The sequence below is a fragment of the Acidovorax sp. CCYZU-2555 genome, from assembly GCF_018413525.1.
GTDB lineage: Bacteria > Pseudomonadota > Gammaproteobacteria > Burkholderiales > Burkholderiaceae_C > Comamonas.
Genome location: NZ_JAHCDD010000035.1, coordinates 40043 through 56073 on the forward strand (window position 1 = coordinate 40043; position 16031 = coordinate 56073).

The window sequence follows — 16031 nt, forward strand, 5'->3', positions numbered from 1 at the left end:
CGCAAGGCCGGCTCTTGCAACATGGTGGCCGAGGCCACCGCCATCTGTTCACATCCAGTAGACCAACACGTAAAGACCCAGCCACACCACGTCAACGAAGTGCCAGTACCAGGCCGCGCCTTCGAAGCCGAAGTGCTTTTCGGCCGTGAAGTGGCCTTTTTGCAGCCGCAGCGTGATGAAGAACAGCATCAGCATGCCGACGAACACGTGGAAGCCGTGAAAGCCCGTGAGCATGTAGAAGGTCGAGCCGAAGATGCCCGACGACAGCTTGAGGTTCAGGTCGGTGTAGAGGTGGTAGTACTCGTAGCCCTGCACGCACAGGAAGATGAAGCCCAGCACCACGGTGGCCCACATGAAGGCGATGGTGCGACCACGGTGGCTTTCGCGCAACGCGTGGTGGGCGATGGTCAGCGTGACGCCCGAGGTCAGCAGCAGCGCGGTGTTGATGGTTGGCAGCCAGAACGGGCCCACGGTCTGGAACGGCTCCACGGTGCCCGCGGGCGAGGCCGTGGCACCGGCCGCCATGCTGGGCCAGACGGCCTTGAAGTCGGGCCACAGCAAGGCGTTCTCTATGCCGCCCAGCGTGGGCACCGAATGCGCGCGGCCCCACCACAGCGCGGTGAAGAACGCGCCGAACAGCATCACTTCGGAGAAGATGAACCAGCTCATGCTCCAGCGGAACGACAGGTCGATCTTGCGGCCGTAGAGCCCGCTTTCGCTTTCATGGATCGCGTCGCGGAACCATTGGTAGAGCACGACCAGCCACCAGGCCAGGCCGAAGAACAGACTCCATTTGCCCCACTCGTGGCCGTTGATCCATTGCCCCGCGCCGAGGATCACGAAGAACAGGCCCGCGGCCGCCATGATCGGATGGCGCGATTCACCGGGCACGTAGTAGTAGGGCGTTGCGCCTTGGGTAGTTCCACTCATTTCCTGCTCCTGACTCTCTAGGTCCTTGCGTCCGTCTGTAGCTTGGCGCTCAGACGATCCAGTTCACAATCAAGATCAAGCCTGCGACCAATACGACAATGGCCACCAGCCCCCCCACCACCACCTGCAGCGCAGTGATGCTTTCAACGTCTTTCTGGTATTCGCTGCCCTTGCGCACGCCCAGCAATGCCCACAGCATGGTGCGCGCCGTGCGCAGCGCCGAGGCTTTCTTCTTTTCCTGCGGGCCGGTCACAGCGTGGGCTCCTGAACGCCGGGTGCCGCGGCCTGGCGCGCCACCGGTTGCTTGAGGCCGCCCGCGGGTGCGGGCGGCGTCTTGCCGCCGACTTCGAAGAAGGTGTACGACAGCGTGATGGTCGTGACGTCCTTGGAAATCTTCGGATCGATCACGAAGGCCACGGGCCATTCCTTTTTCTCACCGGGCTCCAGCGTGTACTGGTTGAAGCAAAAGCACTCGAGCTTGATGAAATGCGCGGCCGCCTGGTGCGGCGCGTAGCTGGGAATCGCCTGCGCGGCCATGCGGCGGTTCTGCACGTTCTGGAATTCGTACTCGACCACCGTGAGCTCGCCCGGATGCACCTGCACAGAGCGCTGGCGCGGCTTGAAGTCCCAGGGGCCGCGCGCATTCGCGTCGAACTCGACGGTGATGGTGCGGCTCATGTCGACCTGGGAGTTGGCCGGCAGCTTGGCGTTGGGACCGATCTGGCCGTTGCCCGGCACCTGGCGCTCGGAGATCGCGAGGATGTTGATGCCCAGCGCTTCGCAGACATGCTTGTAGATGGGAATCAGCGCATAGCCGAAGGCGAACATGCCGACGGCGATCACCGCCAGCTTGCCGACCATCTTCGTGTTTTCCTGGCGCATTCCCACGGCTATCCTTTTACTGCGCACCCAGCCACAGCATCTTGGCCACGAAGCCCGCCAGGAAGACGGCGGCGATCGAGGCCAGGATCAGTGCGAGGCGCAGATTGCTTTTGCGTTGTTCGGGCGACATTGCCATGTTCTCATCCAATCACGCGGGTTGCGGTCGGGTCGAGCTTGGGAGGGTTCTCGAACGTGTGGAACGGTGCGGGCGAAGGCACTTCCCATTCCAGACCCTCGGCGCCTTCCCAGGGGCGCTGCGGCGCTTTCTCGCCCTTGCCGCGCATCGCGGGCACGACCACGAACAGGAAGAAATACACCTGGATCAGGCCGAAGCCGAACGCACCGATGGACGCCAGCATGTTGAAGTCGGCGAACTGCATCGGGTAGTCGGCATAGCGGCGCGGCATGCCCGCCAGGCCCAGGAAGTGCATGGGGAAGAACGTGATGTTGAAGAACACCAGCGAGCCCCAGAAATGGATGCGGCCGCGGGTTTCGGAATACATCACGCCGGTCCACTTGGGCGCCCAGTAGTAATAGGCGGCAAACATCGAGAACAGCGAGCCCGCGACCAGCACGTAGTGGAAGTGGGCGACGACGTAATAGGTGTCCTGCAGCTGGATGTCGATGGGCGCCATCGCGAGGATCAGACCCGTGAAGCCGCCCATGGTGAACACGAAGATGAAGCCCACCGCGAACAGCATGGGCGTCTCGAAGGTCATGGAGCCGCGCCACATGGTCGCGATCCAGTTGAACACCTTCACGGCCGTGGGCACCGAGATCAGCATGGTCGCGTACATGAAGAACAGCTGGCCTGTGACCGGCATGCCCGTGGTGAACATGTGGTGCGCCCAGACGATGAACGACAGGATGGCGATGGACGCGGTCGCGTAGACCATGGACGCATAGCCGAACAGCCGCTTGCGCGCGAACGCGGGAACGATCTGGCTCACGATGCCGAAGGCCGGCAGGATCATGATGTAGACCTCGGGGTGACCGAAGAACCAGAAGATGTGCTGGTACATCACCGGGTCGCCGCCGCCCGCGGGGTTGAAGAAGCTGGTGCCGAAGTGGCGGTCGGTGAGCGTCATGGTGATCGCGCCGGCGAGCACGGGCATCACGGCGATCAGCAGGTAGGCGGTGATCAGCCAGGTCCAGGCGAACATCGGCATCTTCATCAGCGTCATGCCGGGCGCGCGCATGTTGAGGATGGTGACGATGATGTTGATCGAGCCCATGATGGACGAGGCGCCGAGCACGTGCATCGCGAAGATGCTGGTGTCCATCGACGGGCCCATCTGCAGCGTCAGCGGTGCATAGAGCGTCCAGCCGGCGGCGGGCGCGCCGCCGGGCATGAAGAACGAGCCGACCAGCATCGCGCCCGCGGGCACCATCAGCCAGAAGCTGAAGTTGTTCATGCGCGCGAAGGCCATGTCGGACGCGCCGATCTGCAGCGGAATCATCCAGTTGGCGAAGCCCACGAACGCCGGCATGATGGCGCCGAACACCATGATCAGGCCGTGCATGGTGGTCAGCTGGTTGAACAGCTCGGGGTTCACGAGCTGCAGCCCGGGCTGGAACAGCTCGGCGCGGATCAGCAGCGCGAGCACGCCGCCCACCATCAGCATGGTGAACGCGAACAGCAGGTACAGCGTGCCGATGTCCTTGTGGTTGGTCGCGTACATCCAGCGGCGCCAGCCGGTCGGCGGCGCGTGGTGGTGATCGTGGTGGTCGTCGTGGCCCGCGTGGTCCGCATGGCCTGCTGCCGGCCCGTGGTTGTCAATTACTGCGCTCATCTTCGATTCCTCGGTACGTTGGGGCCGGCTTACTTGCTGCGCTCAGCGACGATTTCGGACGGCTGCACCATCTGCCCGGTCTTGTTGGACCAGGCGTTCTTGGTGTAGCTCGCGACGGCTGCGAGGTCGGTATCGCTGAGCTGCTTCCACGACGGCATGGCACCGTTGGCAGCGCCCTGGAGCAGGATGCGGATCTGCTGGACATGGTCGGTGTTGAGCACCACGGCCGAGCCGTCGAGCGGCTTGATGGGGCCCGCGCCCTTGCCGTTGGCCTGGTGGCAGGCCGCGCAGTTGGCTGCGTAGACCTTCTCGCCGCGCGCCAGCAGCGGCGCGAGTTCCCAGACGCGCGTCGGGTCGTCGAGCTTGGCGGCCGCGAGCTTGCGCTGGCCTTCGACCCATTGCGTGTATTCCGCCGAATTGACCACCTTCACGTGGATGGGCATGTAGGCATGCTCCTTGCCGCACAGCTCGGCGCACTGGCCGTAGAAGTCGCCGACCTTCTCCGCACGGAACCAGGTGTCGCGCACGAAGCCCGGAATCGCATCCTGCTTGATGCCGAAGGCCGGCACCATGAACGAGTGGATCACGTCGTTGGCGGTGGTGATCACGCGCACTTTCTTGCCGACCGGAACCACCATCGGGTTGTCGACCTTGAACAGATAATCGGCGGGGGCGTTGCGCACATCGCCGCTGTCGGACATCGCGCGGTGGCTGCTGTCGAGCGTGGACACGAAGCCCAGGCCTTCGCCTTCACCGTTGATGTAGTCGTAGCCCCACTTCCACTGGTAGCCCGTGACCTTGATGGTCAGGTCGGCATTGGTCGTGTCTTTCTGCGCCACCAGCACCTTGGTGGCCGGCAGGGCGATCACGATCACGATGAGGAAAGGCACGATGGTCCAGATGACTTCGACCGTGACCGACTCGTGGAAATTCGCGGCCTTGGCGCCGCGGGATTTGCGATGCTTCCAGATCGAATAGAACATCACGCCGAACACGGCGACGAAGATAAACGTGCAGATGCCCAGCATCATCCAATGCAGGTATTGCTGCTCCTGTGCGATGCGCGTCACCGCGGGGTGCAGGTTGAGCTGATTGACGGCCGGGCCGCCCGGCAGGTCCTGGACGGCGTGGGCCGCCGTTCCCATCCCTATGCCTGCCATCGCGACAAATGCTTCCAGCTTGGAGGAAATGCTTTTCATAGTTCTCACTTGCTTCTAAGCCTCAAGTTATCCCGGGTACCGCGTGGGTCGGCCCCCTGGTCCGCACCTTGCGCTGGCGCACGGCAACGGCTGCGCCGCGCCTGGAAGACGCCCGCTTGAAAAAAGGAAGTCTGGCGCGTGTAAGGGAGCTTCTGCACGAATCGAGCGGCAAGTGTGCGCTGCGGATCAGGATGGGATGCTAGGCGCAAACCGCAGCGATAGCGGTAGCTATCGCGAGGATTTGCAACGACGCAGACCGCCTGAGGCCGCAGATGCACACGGCGCGATGATTCGTGCAGAAGCTCCTTAGCATGCGCCGTGGATTGCAGACAATGCAGCGGCCGCGTTGTCCTGGCGACAACCGCGACGCAGCGTTTCAAACGAAATTCATCCCATGCGCGAGCCAGTCGCCCGTCAACCCGCTGGCCCGTCCCCGTGGCAAAGCGAAACACCAATTTTTTCTCCCATCGTGGCAGCAACGCCGAGGGTTCCTTCCCTGCCATGAAGTGAGGTCCGCAGGGAAAGCTCTTTCACGTGATCAACCTGGGCGACTTGCTCGCCCCGGTGATCCGCTCTTATGTGTCATTGCAAAAATTGTATGTCGGGAAGCTGCCAAAGCAATGACCGGAAAGTGACATTCGGACTAGCGCAAACCCGGGTTGCGCCCGCCACGCAACATGGAGCGCATGTCTTCGAGCGACACCGCGCTGCTTTCACTGACTTTCAGGCGCGGCGTGGGCTTGTAGGCATGGCCATACACAATTTCAAAAGTCAGCGCCAACTGACCATCGTGCGCGGGCGATGCCAGCCGCTGCTGCAGCGCCTCTTCGAGCTGGCGGCGCCACTGGCGTCCGCGCAGCCCCTGGAAGCGCGCCGGGTGCAGGTTGCAGCCGAGTTCGCGCAGCTCCTGCAGCAGGCGCTGCGGCGTGGCGAAGGTCAGTGTGATGTGCTCCATGTCCATCACCGGCTCGGCGAAACCGGCTTGCACCAGCATGTCGCCCCAGTCATGCATGTCGGTGAACGCATGGCCGGGAACGGGCCAGCCCAGGTCGGCATAGACCGCGTGCAGCTCGCGCAGCGTGTCGGGGCCCAGGCAGGAGAACATCACGTAGCCGTCGACCGCGAGCGCCTGGTGCCACTGGGCGATCAAGCCCTGCGGGTCGGCTGCCGTGTGCAGCGCCATATTGGCCCAGAGCATGTCGACGCTGGCCGCTGCGGGCGGGCCGAACTGCACGGCACCGCCGAGCCAGCGCGCGGGCTGCCACCAGCGCTTGCCCAGCTGTTCCTGGGCCTGGGCCATGCGCCGCGGCGCGCCTTCGTGCACCTGCACGCCGGCCTGCGGGTAGCGTGCGGCAAGCAGACCGTGGGCCTGCAGACCGCCACGCACCGGCTCCCAATGGCACCAGTTCTTGGGCGCCTGCACGATCCACTCGAGCCGCTCGTCCATGCGCCGCGCGATCTCCTCATGCAGCCAGGGCGACAAGGGCGGCGCGGCCTGATGCCAGCGCGCGGCGGCCACGGGATCGATGGTGGGAGGAAGCAGATCGGAGGACATACAGACAGGAAGAGCAGGCCACAGGAACGTTTTTTGGGCAGCGCTCGCGCATGCCCCTGCCGCCATTGGGCCACAGCGCGAAAAAACACGTCGGACGCACGGTGGCGGCGTATAGTTTTGGCCATGTTTTTTCGCCCCGGCACATGGCTGCTCCAGGGCCTGGCGCAGGCGCGGCAGGCCCTGCCCAGCGAATGCGGCATCTGCGGGCGCTGGCCCAGCCAGCGCGTGTGCGCCGACTGCGCGGCGCGCTGGGCCGAAGTGCAGCCGCGCTGCAAGCATTGCGCGCTGGCCCTGCCCGGCGGCGCGAGCGAATGCGGCGCCTGCCTGCGCGCGCCGCCGGCGTTCGACGCGGCCTGGGCGGCGGTGGACTACGGCTACCCCTGGTCGCTGCTGCTCGCCCAACTCAAGTTCCAGCAGGACCCGGGCGCGGCCTGGGCGCTGGCGCAGTTGCTGGCGCGCGCGCCCGGCGTGGCGGCGGCGCTGGCCTCGGCCCGCTGGATCATTCCCGTGCCGCTGTCGGCCCAGCGGCTGCGCGAGCGCGGCTTCAACCAGGCCGCGCTGCTGGCCGGTGCGCTGGCGCGCTCGCCGAACGCGGGCGATTACGCCCATCTGCTGGTGCGCACGCGCCACACGCCGGCGCAAAGCGGCCTGCACCGCGACCTGCGGCTGCGCAATCTGCGCGGGGCCTTCGAAGTGCCGGCGCGGCAGGCCGCGCGCATCGCAGGCCGGCGCGTGGTTCTGGTCGACGACATCATGACCACGGGCGCGACGCTCGATGCCGCCGCGCAGGCGCTGCGGCGCGCGGGTGCAATCCACATTTGCGCCATGGTTGTCGCGCGCACCCAGCGCCTGCACCGACAATAGGGGCATGTTTCATATCGTTCTGGTCGAGCCCGAAATCCCCCCGAACACGGGCAATGTCATCCGGCTCGCGGCCAACACCGGCTGCACCCTGCACCTGATAGAGCCGCTGGGCTTTTCGATGGAGGACCGCCTCATGCGCCGCGCGGGGCTCGACTACCACGAGTACACCCAGGTCAAGCGCCATGCGGGCTGGACCGTTTTCCTGCGCGATGAACAGCCCGACCCGGGCCGCATGTTCGCGATGACATCGCACGGCAGCAGCCCGCTGCATTCCGCGCAGTTCGAAGCCGGCGACTGGCTGATCTTCGGCTCGGAAACGCGCGGCCTGCCCGTGGCCTTGCGCGAAAGCTTTGCACCGGGCCAGCGCCTGCGCCTGCCCATGCTGCCCGGCCAGCGCAGCCTCAACCTGTCGAATGCCGTGGCCGTGAGCGTCTTCGAAGCCTGGCGCCAGCTGGAATTTCCGGGCGCAAAGCTCGACTAGACGCCGCGCATCAAGCCGGCGCGCCGTAGCTGTGGATCAGTGATTCCGCGACACAGACCGGGCGCTCGCCGCCTTCGCGCTCCACCGTCACCGCCCAGGTCATCTGCAGGCCGTCGGGCTCTATGCGCTCGGCCTGCTGCAGCGTCAGCCGCGCGCGCAGCCGGCTGCCCACGGGCACGGGCGCGGGAAAGCGCACGCGGTTGAGCCCATAGTTCACTCCCATGCGCGCGCCCGCAAACGCGAACGCGCTTTCAAAGAAGCGCGGCAGCAGCGACAGCGTCAGAAAGCCATGCGCGATCGGCGTGCCGAACGGCCCGGCCGCCGCACGCGCTGGATCGACGTGTATCCATTGCTGGTCGCCCGTGGCATCGGCGAACTGCTGGATCTGCTGCTGGGTGACCGTGATCCAGTCGGTCACAGCGACTTCCTGGCCAAGGCAGGACAGCACTTCGGAATAGGAGGTAAAGGTACGCATGCGACCCACTGTAGTGGGCGCGCGGCCCGGCCGTTGTCTGGCAGGCGACAAGGCCGCGAAACCCCTTACTGCGCGCTGCGCTGCACGAAGAACAGGCCGCAGCCCACGGCCATCAGCAGGCCGCCGAACACCCGGTTCTGGATGCGCAGCGCGCGCGGGCTGCGCATCAGCCGACGCAAGGCGCTGGCGCCAGCCGCATAGCCGTGCATCACCGTGGCGTCGACCGCGAGCATGGTCACGGCGAGGATCAGCAGCTGCGACCACAGCGGGCGGCTGGGCGTCATGAACTGCGGCAGCACCGCGACCATGAAGATGATGCCCTTGGGATTGGTGGCGTTGGTCAGAAAACCGGTCAGCAGGCGGCTGCGCAGGCTCAGCGCGATCGCTGGCGCGCTGTCTTCGGTCAGCGGGCCGGTGCTCGATCGCCACTGCGAAAAGCCCAGATAGATCAGGTAGAGCGCGCCCACCACCTTGACGATGTTGAACGCCCAGGCCGAGGCCGCGAGCAGCGAACCCACGCCCACGCCCGCCACCACGAGCACCAGCAGCAGACCCAACTGCAGCCCCCAGATGGTCGGGCTCGCGTGGCGCAGGCCGTAGCGCAGGCCATGGCTCATGGACAGCACCGCGCCCGAGCCCGGAGACACCGCGATGATCCACGCGGCAAGGAAAAAGGCCAACCAGGTCTGCAGGTCCATGAATCGGAAACGTGATGCGAAAAAACCGTTGATTTTAGGCGCGGTGCTCCAACCCGCGCCCACCGGGGGCTAGCCCCCCGTGCTACGCTGCGCGCCATCATGTTCAACCCATCCCAAGCCGATGTCCGGCGCTTTTTCTGCGGAGTCCGCGCCAAGATGCTCGCCGACGCGCCGATGGAAGCCATCGAAACCCTGGCCAGCCTCTGGATCGCCGAGCACCCCGAGTACTTTGCCGACCTTGCCGACGCCGATGCAGCCGTGGCGCGCAACTACGAAGACCCGCCGGGCCAGACCAACCCCTTCCTGCACCTGTCGATGCACCTGTCGATCAGCGAACAGTGCAGCATCGACCAGCCGCGCGGCATACGCCAGGCCGTCGAGCTGCTCACGCGCCGGCTCGACTCTCTGCACGAAGCCCACCACGCGGCGATGGAGTGCCTGGGCCAGATGCTCTGGGAAAGCCAGCGCGCGGGCCGGCCGCCGGATGGGGATGGGTATATCGCCTGCGTGCAGCGCAGGGCAACCAAAGACTGAAGCCAGCACGCACCCTTCGACGCTTTCGGCGCTGGGCCTGTCGAAGGGCTGCTATCTACCAGTAGCTCAGCGGAACTTCGACTGCGGCACCGTCTTCAGATCGCCATCCAGACGCCCGATGTAGCCCGCGAGCTGCTTGAGTTCCTGGTTGGTGAATTGCTGGGCAATGCCGGCCATGACGCCGTTGGTGCGGCCGACCTGGGGGTTCTTGTCGATCTTGTACGACTTGAGCGCGACATAGAGGTAGTCGGCATGCTGGCCCGCGATCTTGGGGTAGCTCGGGTCTATGGGCTTGGCGAAGTTGTCGCCGTGGCAGGAGATGCAGGCGCCGCGCTTGAGCAGTTCGGCCACCTGCACGCTGGGCTCGCGCACGGGCTTGGCGGCGGCGCTGGCCGGAACCTGCTTTTCATAGAATGCCGAGACATCGGCGATGTCCTGGTCGGTCAGCGAATTGGCGATGCTGCGCATGGTCGGGTGCTTGCGCTCGCCCTTCTGGTAGGCGACCAGCGCGGCGGCGATATAGCCCGCGCCCTGGCCAGAGATCATGGGCACCTTGTGCACTTCGGGAAAGCTGGCCTGGTACCCTTCGATGCCATGGCAGCCTATGCACATGGCCACCTTGGAAGCTCCGGCTTTCGCATCGCCCCGAACCTCCTGCGCCTGGGCCGTGCCGGTCACGCAGGCGACAGTCAAGGCAAATATCGTGGTCAAAGTCTGATTCATTTTGCGAGCACAATCCTTTGGAAGTTCTGCTTTGCCTCGTGGAGCGAAATGATTATAGGCAGCAACCGTCAAACTACCCCATCAATACTTACGCTGATATACCGCCATGAAATTTCAAGGTTCACAAAATTACGTAGCGACCCAGGATCTGATGCTGGCGGTGAACGCAGCCGCTACCTTGCAGCGGCCGCTGCTGGTCAAGGGCGAGCCCGGCACGGGCAAGACCATGCTCGCCGAGGAAGTGGCGCAGGCGCTCGATCTGCCGCTGTTGCAGTGGCACATCAAGTCGACGACCAAGGCCCAGCAGGGGCTGTATGAATACGATGCCGTGAGCCGCCTGCGCGACAGCCAACTGGGCGATGAACGCGTCAAGGACATTCACAACTACATCATTAAGGGCGTGTTGTGGCAGGCATTTACCGCCGACCACCCCGTGGCATTACTGATTGACGAAATCGACAAAGCGGATATTGAATTTCCCAACGATTTGCTGCGCGAAATCGACCGCATGGAGTTTTACTGCTACGAAACCCGGGAAATGATCCGCGCCAAGCACCGTCCGCTGGTTTTCATCACCTCGAACAACGAGAAGGAGCTGCCCGACGCCTTCCTGCGCCGCTGCTTCTTCCACTACATCAAGTTCCCCGACGCCGACACCATGCGCCAGATCGTCGGCGTGCACTTCCCCAAGCTGCAGGCCGAACTGCTGTCGGCCGCGATGAAGACGTTCTACGACGTGCGCAATCTGCCCGGACTGAAGAAAAAGCCTTCGACCAGCGAGCTGATCGACTGGCTCAAGTTGCTGGTGGCCGAAGATATCCCTCTCGAGGCGCTGCAAAGCAGCGACAACAAGGTCAGCGTGCCGCCGCTGGTGGGCGCGCTTCTGAAGAACGAACAGGACGTGAGCCTGTTCGAAAAGCTGGTCGCGATGAACCAGCGCAACCGCTGAAGAAGGATACGCATGACGAATGTTCGACAACTGCTGGTGGAAGGCCTGTCCGATGCCGCCGGCTTCGTGGTCGGTGCGCTGCTCGGCTACGGCCTGGGCCGGCTGCTGGGCCTGGACCTGTTCGCGTCCGGCTACGGACCATCGACGCTGGCTGCGATCGTGCTGATCGGCCTGTTCGGCGGCGGCGGCCTGCAGGCCGCGCGCATCTGGCGCACCGAACGCAACAAGCCCGAATCGAAATGACCGCGCCCTTCGCCTCCCCCGTGCTGCTGCAAGGCCATGGCCTGCGGCTGGAACCGCTGGGCCTGCAGCATGAAACCGGACTGCGCGCCGCCGCGGCCGACGGCGAGCTGTGGAACCTGCGCGTGACCTCGGTGCCGCGGCCCGAAGACACCGCGGCCTATATCACCCTGGCGCTCGACATGCAGGCGCGCGGCGAGCGCCTGCCCTGGGCCGTGCTCGACGCCAACACCGGCCGGGTCATAGGCTGCACCAGCTACCACGACATTGTCGCCGCCGTGCGCCGCGTGGAGATCGGCTGGACCTGGTATGCGCGCAGCGTGCAGCGCAGCCATGTGAACACCGCCGCCAAGCTGCTGCTGATGACGCATGCGTTCGAGACGCTCAACTGCACGGTCGTCGGCTGGCGCACCGACATCCTCAACCACACAAGCCAGCGCGCGATCGAGCGCCTGGGCGCGCAGCGCGACGGCGTGCTGCGCTCGCATGCGCTGCGCCGCGACGGCAGCATCCGCGACACCGTCATGTACAGCCTGCTCGCCAGCGAATGGCCCGACGTGCGTGCACGCCTGAGCACGCGCCTGCAGGCCCCTTCAGCGCCCCTGCCCGCCGGAGACTGATCCATGCTGATTGACTTCTTCTACACGTTGCGCGCAGCCAAGCTGCCGGTGTCGGTCAAGGAATATCTGAGCCTGCTGGAAGCGCTCGAGGCCGGCGTGGTCGGCCCCAAGAGCGCCGACGGCTGGAGCCTCGATGATTTCTACCATCTGAGCCGCACGGTACTGGTCAAGGACGAGAAGCACTACGACAAGTTCGACCGCGCGTTCGCCGCCTATTTCAAGGGCGTGGAGATGGTCGCCGACCTGACGCGCGAACTGCCCCAGGAATGGCTGCGCAAGCTGCTCGAGCGCGAACTGAGCCCCGAAGACAAGGCCGCGATCGAAGCGATGGGCTGGGACGAGCTGATGGAGACGCTCAAAAAGCGCCTCGAGGAGCAAAAGGAACGCCACGAAGGCGGCAGCAAGTGGATAGGCACGGGCGGCACCAGCCCGTTCGGCCATGGCGGCTACAACCCCGCGGGCGTGCGCATCGGCGGGCCGGGACGCAACAAGAGCGCGGTCAAGGTCTGGGAGCAGCGCGCCTACCGCGACTACGACGACCAGCAGGAGCTGGGAACGCGCAACATCAAGGTTGCGCTGCGCCGGCTGCGCAAGTTCGCGCGCCAGGGCAACGAGCTCGAACTCGACCTGCCCGACACCATACGCAGCACGGCCGCGAATGCGGGCTACCTCGACATCAAGATGGTCCCCGAGCGGCACAACAACGTCAAGGTGCTGCTGCTGATGGACGTGGGCGGCACCATGGACGAGCACATCAAGCGCGTAGAGGAGCTGTTCTCGGCCGTCAAGAGCGAGTTCAAGCACCTCGAGTTCTATTACTTCCACAACTGCGTCTACGACTACATGTGGAAGAACAACCGCCGCCGCTTCGCCGAGAAGTTCGACACCTGGGACATCATCCGCAAGTACAACAAGGACTACAAGCTGATTTTTGTGGGCGACGCAACGATGAGCCCGTACGAGATCCTGCAGCCCGGCGGCAGCGTCGAATACCAGAACGAAGAGGCCGGCGCCGAGTGGCTGCAGCGCCTCACGCATGCGTTTCCGCGCTTCGCCTGGATCAACCCCGAACCCCAGGGCGTGTGGCAATACCGGCAGAGCATCAGCATCATTCAGCAGCTCATGAGTGACCGGATGTACCCTTTGTCACTGAAAGGCTTGGAGGACACCATCCGCCTGCTGTCAAAATAGGCGCATGCCCCAGCCCCTCTTCACACGGACGCCGGCGATTCGCTCGGCGTTTTTTTTGACCACGGTGCTGCTGCTTTCCGGTTGCAGCCTGTTGCCGTCGAAGGAAAAATCGCACGATGCCCAGGCCGTCGCCAGCATCTCCGACAACCCGAGTTTCACGCTGAAAGTCGAGGCGCCCGATGACGTGCGCACGCTGCTCGAAAAGCACATGGAGCTGCAGCGCTTTCGCCAGCAGCCCGACCTGCAGCGGCGCGAGCTGTCGCGCCTGCTGGGCGCGGCCGACCGCAATATCCGCAATCTGATAGGCACGCTGGGCTATTTCAGCCCGACGATTGCGCTCGAAATCCAGGACGCACCCGATGAAAGCGACGAGCGTTTCGTCGTCATCGTGCGTGTGGACCCGGGCCCGCCGGCGCAGATCTCCGCGGCCCAGGTCGGCTTTTCCGGCCCCACCGCACAAGACCCCGAAGGCGCGGCGCAGCGCGCGCGCATCCAGGCCGCGTGGCCGCTCAAGCCCGGCCAGCGCTTCACGCAGTCCGCCTGGGGCGGCGCCAAGAGCCAGGGCCTGCGCAGCCTGCAGCTGCGCCGCTACCCCACGGCCGCGATCGCCAACAGCCAGGCCGTGATCGATGCCGACACCCAGGAAGCCCAACTCGACGTGACCTATGCGCCCGGCCCGGCCTATTCGTTCGGCGCACTGCGCATCGACGGCGGCGAACGCTACGACACGCTGGGCACCAGCCGCATCGCGCGTCTGCCCGAAGGCCAGGAATATTCGCAGCAGGCCATGCTCGATGCGCAGCAACGGCTCGCGAGCAGCGGCTACTACGACTCGGTCTTCCTGACGCTGGACACCAGCGCCGCCCAGCCCGACAGCACACTGGTCAACGCTCCCGTGATCGCCCAGGTGCGCGAAGCCCAGCTGCAGAAATGGGTGCTGGGCGTGGGCGTCAGCACCGACACCGGCCCGCGCCTGAGCGTGGACCATATCCACAACCGCCTGCCCTTCATCGGCTGGCGTGCGGTGACCAAGCTCAACATCAACAAGAAGAACCCGCTGCTGTCGACCAACTGGACCGACCTGCCCGACGAGACCGGCTGGGCCTGGTTCGGCGGCGCCAAGGCCGAACGCGAGCAGTCGGGCGACTTCGACGCCACCAGCCTGCGGCTGCGCGCCGGCCGCAGCCGCAGCGAAGACCATATCGATCGCAATTACTACCTGCAATACGACGCCGCGCGGCTTCAGGGCGGTGAAGACCTGCCTTCGAGCTCGTCGATCACCGCCAACTACGGCTGGACCGGCCGTTACTTCGACAACCCCACATCGCCCAGCTCCGGCTACGGCTTTGCCTGGGAAGTCGGCGCGGGCACCACGCTGACGCCGGCGCGCGAACCGTTCGGCCGCGTCTCGGCACGCTGGCTCACGCTGATCGAACTGGGTGAGCGCGACGACCTCACGCGCCGGCGCAGCCGGCTCGCGCTGCGCGCCGCGGGCGGCGCGGTGATCGCGCGCGAAGACGTGAACATTCCCGTGACCCAGCTGTTCCTCACCGGCGGCGACACCACGGTGCGCGGCTATAGCTACCAGTCCATCGGTGCGCGCACCGACAACGGCCTGGTCACGGGCGGCCGCTACATGGCTTCGGGCAGCGTCGAATGGCAGCGCCCGATCACTGTGCGCGGCAACACCAGCGACTGGGAAAGCACGCTGTTTCTCGACGCCGGCACGGTCACCGACAACACCGACGCGCTGACCGTGCGCGCCGGCGTGGGCACGGGCATACGCTGGCGCAGCCCCGTCGGCCCGGTCCAGGCCGATCTCGCCTATGGCATCCAATCCAAAAGTCTGAGGCTGCATCTGCGCCTGGGCTTCACTTTCTGACCCATGGCCGAGCCGACTGCATCCCCTTCCCCTTCTCCCCAAACGGCGGCGGCAGCGCCTGCCCGACGCAGCCGCTGGCGGCGTGCCTGGCGCGCGCTGGCCGTGCTGCTCGCTTCACTGGTGCTGGTGCTGGTCGCGGCGCTGGGCGGCGCCTGGTGGTGGGCCGGCCAGGCCGATTCGCTGGCCACGCTGATCACCCGCGTCGCGCGCTGGCTGCCCGAAGGCCAGTCGCTGGAAGCGCGCGATGTGTCGGGCACGCTGCGCCAGGGCGGCCACATCGGCTGGCTGCGCTGGCGCGGCCCTACGCTGAGCGTCGAAGTCGAGAAGACCGACATCGGCTGGGAGCTGCAGCCGCTGCTGCAGCGCGAAGTGCAGGTCGGCAAGCTGCACGCGCAACGCCTTGAAATCACCAGCACGCCGCCCGCCGAGGCGAGCCCGACCGAGCCGCTGCAGCAGTTGCGCCTGCCGGTGCGCATCGTGCTGCCGTTCGAGATCGATCAGCTCATCTGGAACGGCCCGCCGCGCGCCGAAATCGCGCAGCTCAAAGGCAATTACCGCTACGACGGCGAGCACCACGGGCTCGACGTGGCGCAGCTGGACTGGGCCGACGGCAGCTACCGCGCGCAAGTGCAACTGCAGGGCGACGCGCCTATGCAGCTGCAGGCCACGCTGTCGGGCCGGCTCGAAGCGCCGCTGCCCAACCAGGAACGCAGCCAGACGGTAGAAGCCGAAGTCAAGATCGCCGGCACGCTGGCCACCGAAGCCGCAAAGCTGGAAATCACCGCCGACGCCAAGGCGCCCAGCGGCAGCACGGAGAGTTCGGCGCTCGCGCCCAGCGCCCATGTCACGGCCGTCGTGCGCCCATGGCTCGCCCAGCCGCTGGAACAGGCCAATGCGACGTTCGAGCAGCTCGACGTCGCGGCCTTCTGGCCCGCGGGCCCGCGCACGCTGCTCGCCGGCAACCTGCAAGCCGGCCCCGAAGCCGACGGCAGCTGGGCGCTGCAGACCCAGCTGA

At 65.6% G+C, this 16031-nt stretch carries 19 protein-coding genes; 9 read left to right on the forward strand and 10 right to left on the reverse strand.

What is annotated here, in order from left to right; all coding sequences use genetic code 11:
- Positions 1–48: 48 nt before the first annotated feature.
- From KHY18_RS13780 to KHY18_RS13810, 7 genes are all read right to left on the reverse strand, one after another.
- Positions 49–930 (reverse strand): cytochrome c oxidase subunit 3, encoded by an 882-nt coding sequence (locus KHY18_RS13780; protein ID WP_213300690.1) that lies wholly within the window; start codon positions 928–930, stop codon positions 49–51.
- A gap of 49 nt (positions 931–979) precedes the next feature.
- Positions 980–1183, reverse strand: coding sequence for a DUF2970 domain-containing protein (locus KHY18_RS13785; RefSeq protein WP_213300729.1), 204 nt, complete (start codon positions 1181–1183; stop codon positions 980–982).
- Positions 1180–1818: a cytochrome c oxidase assembly protein gene (locus KHY18_RS13790; protein WP_213300693.1), complete on the reverse strand. Its 639-nt coding sequence runs from the start codon at positions 1816–1818 to the stop codon at positions 1180–1182. The genes KHY18_RS13785 and KHY18_RS13790 overlap by 4 nt, the downstream gene beginning before the upstream one ends.
- 10 nt (positions 1819–1828) lie before the next feature.
- Entirely contained in the window at positions 1829–1942 is a 114-nt protein-coding gene (locus KHY18_RS13795) for a cytochrome oxidase small assembly protein (RefSeq protein WP_213300695.1), read from the reverse strand.
- Positions 1943–1952: 10 nt separating this feature from the next.
- Positions 1953–3605 carry a cytochrome c oxidase subunit I gene (ctaD, locus tag KHY18_RS13800; RefSeq protein ID WP_213300697.1) on the reverse strand — a complete coding sequence of 551 codons (1653 nt, stop codon included), beginning with the start codon at positions 3603–3605 and terminating at the stop codon, positions 1953–1955.
- A gap of 29 nt (positions 3606–3634) precedes the next feature.
- The gene (gene coxB, locus KHY18_RS13805; protein WP_213300699.1) at positions 3635–4804 is read right to left on the reverse strand and encodes a cytochrome c oxidase subunit II; all 1170 of its coding nucleotides are present in this window, start codon (positions 4802–4804) and stop codon (positions 3635–3637) included.
- A 643-nt stretch (positions 4805–5447) separates the two neighbouring features.
- The gene (locus tag KHY18_RS13810) at positions 5448–6359 is read right to left on the reverse strand and encodes a class I SAM-dependent methyltransferase (RefSeq protein ID WP_213300701.1); all 912 of its coding nucleotides are present in this window, start codon (positions 6357–6359) and stop codon (positions 5448–5450) included.
- 123 nt (positions 6360–6482) lie between these two features.
- On the opposite strand from KHY18_RS13810, the gene KHY18_RS13815 reads away from it, so the two are divergent.
- The gene (locus tag KHY18_RS13815; protein WP_213300703.1) at positions 6483–7223 is read left to right on the forward strand and encodes a ComF family protein; all 741 of its coding nucleotides are present in this window, start codon (positions 6483–6485) and stop codon (positions 7221–7223) included.
- A 4-nt stretch (positions 7224–7227) separates the two neighbouring features.
- Positions 7228–7704: a tRNA (cytidine(34)-2'-O)-methyltransferase gene (locus KHY18_RS13820; protein ID WP_213300704.1), complete on the forward strand. Its 477-nt coding sequence runs from the start codon at positions 7228–7230 to the stop codon at positions 7702–7704.
- 10 nt (positions 7705–7714) lie between these two features.
- Here KHY18_RS13820 and KHY18_RS13825 read toward each other — a convergent pair whose 3' ends face one another.
- Together KHY18_RS13825 and KHY18_RS13830 are read right to left on the reverse strand one after the other, a co-directional pair.
- The gene (locus KHY18_RS13825; protein WP_213300706.1) at positions 7715–8179 is read right to left on the reverse strand and encodes a MaoC family dehydratase; all 465 of its coding nucleotides are present in this window, start codon (positions 8177–8179) and stop codon (positions 7715–7717) included.
- Between the two features lie 65 nt (positions 8180–8244).
- The gene (locus tag KHY18_RS13830) at positions 8245–8877 is read right to left on the reverse strand and encodes a LysE family transporter (RefSeq protein ID WP_213300708.1); all 633 of its coding nucleotides are present in this window, start codon (positions 8875–8877) and stop codon (positions 8245–8247) included.
- Positions 8878–8976: 99 nt separating this feature from the next.
- Here KHY18_RS13830 and KHY18_RS13835 point away from each other — a divergent pair, with 99 nt between their 5' ends.
- The gene (locus KHY18_RS13835; protein WP_213300710.1) at positions 8977–9411 is read left to right on the forward strand and encodes a DUF1841 family protein; all 435 of its coding nucleotides are present in this window, start codon (positions 8977–8979) and stop codon (positions 9409–9411) included.
- A gap of 66 nt (positions 9412–9477) precedes the next feature.
- Here the strand turns inward: KHY18_RS13835 and KHY18_RS13840 are convergent, their stop codons facing one another.
- A complete protein-coding gene (locus KHY18_RS13840) occupies positions 9478–10134 on the reverse strand; it encodes a c-type cytochrome (protein ID WP_213300712.1) in 657 nt (218 codons plus the stop codon).
- A 106-nt stretch (positions 10135–10240) separates the two neighbouring features.
- Here KHY18_RS13840 and KHY18_RS13845 point away from each other — a divergent pair, with 106 nt between their 5' ends.
- The 6 genes from KHY18_RS13845 to KHY18_RS13870 form a co-directional block, all read left to right on the forward strand.
- Complete coding sequence (locus KHY18_RS13845; protein ID WP_213300713.1) at positions 10241–11083, forward strand: AAA family ATPase; 843 nt, start codon at positions 10241–10243, stop codon at positions 11081–11083.
- A gap of 12 nt (positions 11084–11095) precedes the next feature.
- Positions 11096–11326: a hypothetical protein gene (locus KHY18_RS13850; protein WP_213300714.1), complete on the forward strand. Its 231-nt coding sequence runs from the start codon at positions 11096–11098 to the stop codon at positions 11324–11326.
- On the forward strand, positions 11323–11943 hold the full coding sequence (locus KHY18_RS13855; protein WP_213300716.1) for a GNAT family N-acetyltransferase: 621 nt from the start codon (positions 11323–11325) through the stop codon (positions 11941–11943). The genes KHY18_RS13850 and KHY18_RS13855 overlap by 4 nt, the downstream gene beginning before the upstream one ends.
- A gap of 3 nt (positions 11944–11946) precedes the next feature.
- On the forward strand, positions 11947–13134 hold the full coding sequence (locus KHY18_RS13860) for a vWA domain-containing protein (protein ID WP_213300717.1): 1188 nt from the start codon (positions 11947–11949) through the stop codon (positions 13132–13134).
- Positions 13135–13138: 4 nt separating this feature from the next.
- On the forward strand, positions 13139–15016 hold the full coding sequence (locus KHY18_RS13865; protein ID WP_213300718.1) for an autotransporter assembly complex protein TamA: 1878 nt from the start codon (positions 13139–13141) through the stop codon (positions 15014–15016).
- A 3-nt stretch (positions 15017–15019) separates the two neighbouring features.
- A partial coding sequence (locus KHY18_RS13870; protein WP_502768899.1) for an AsmA family protein occupies positions 15020–16031 on the forward strand: 1012 nt, incomplete at its 3' end.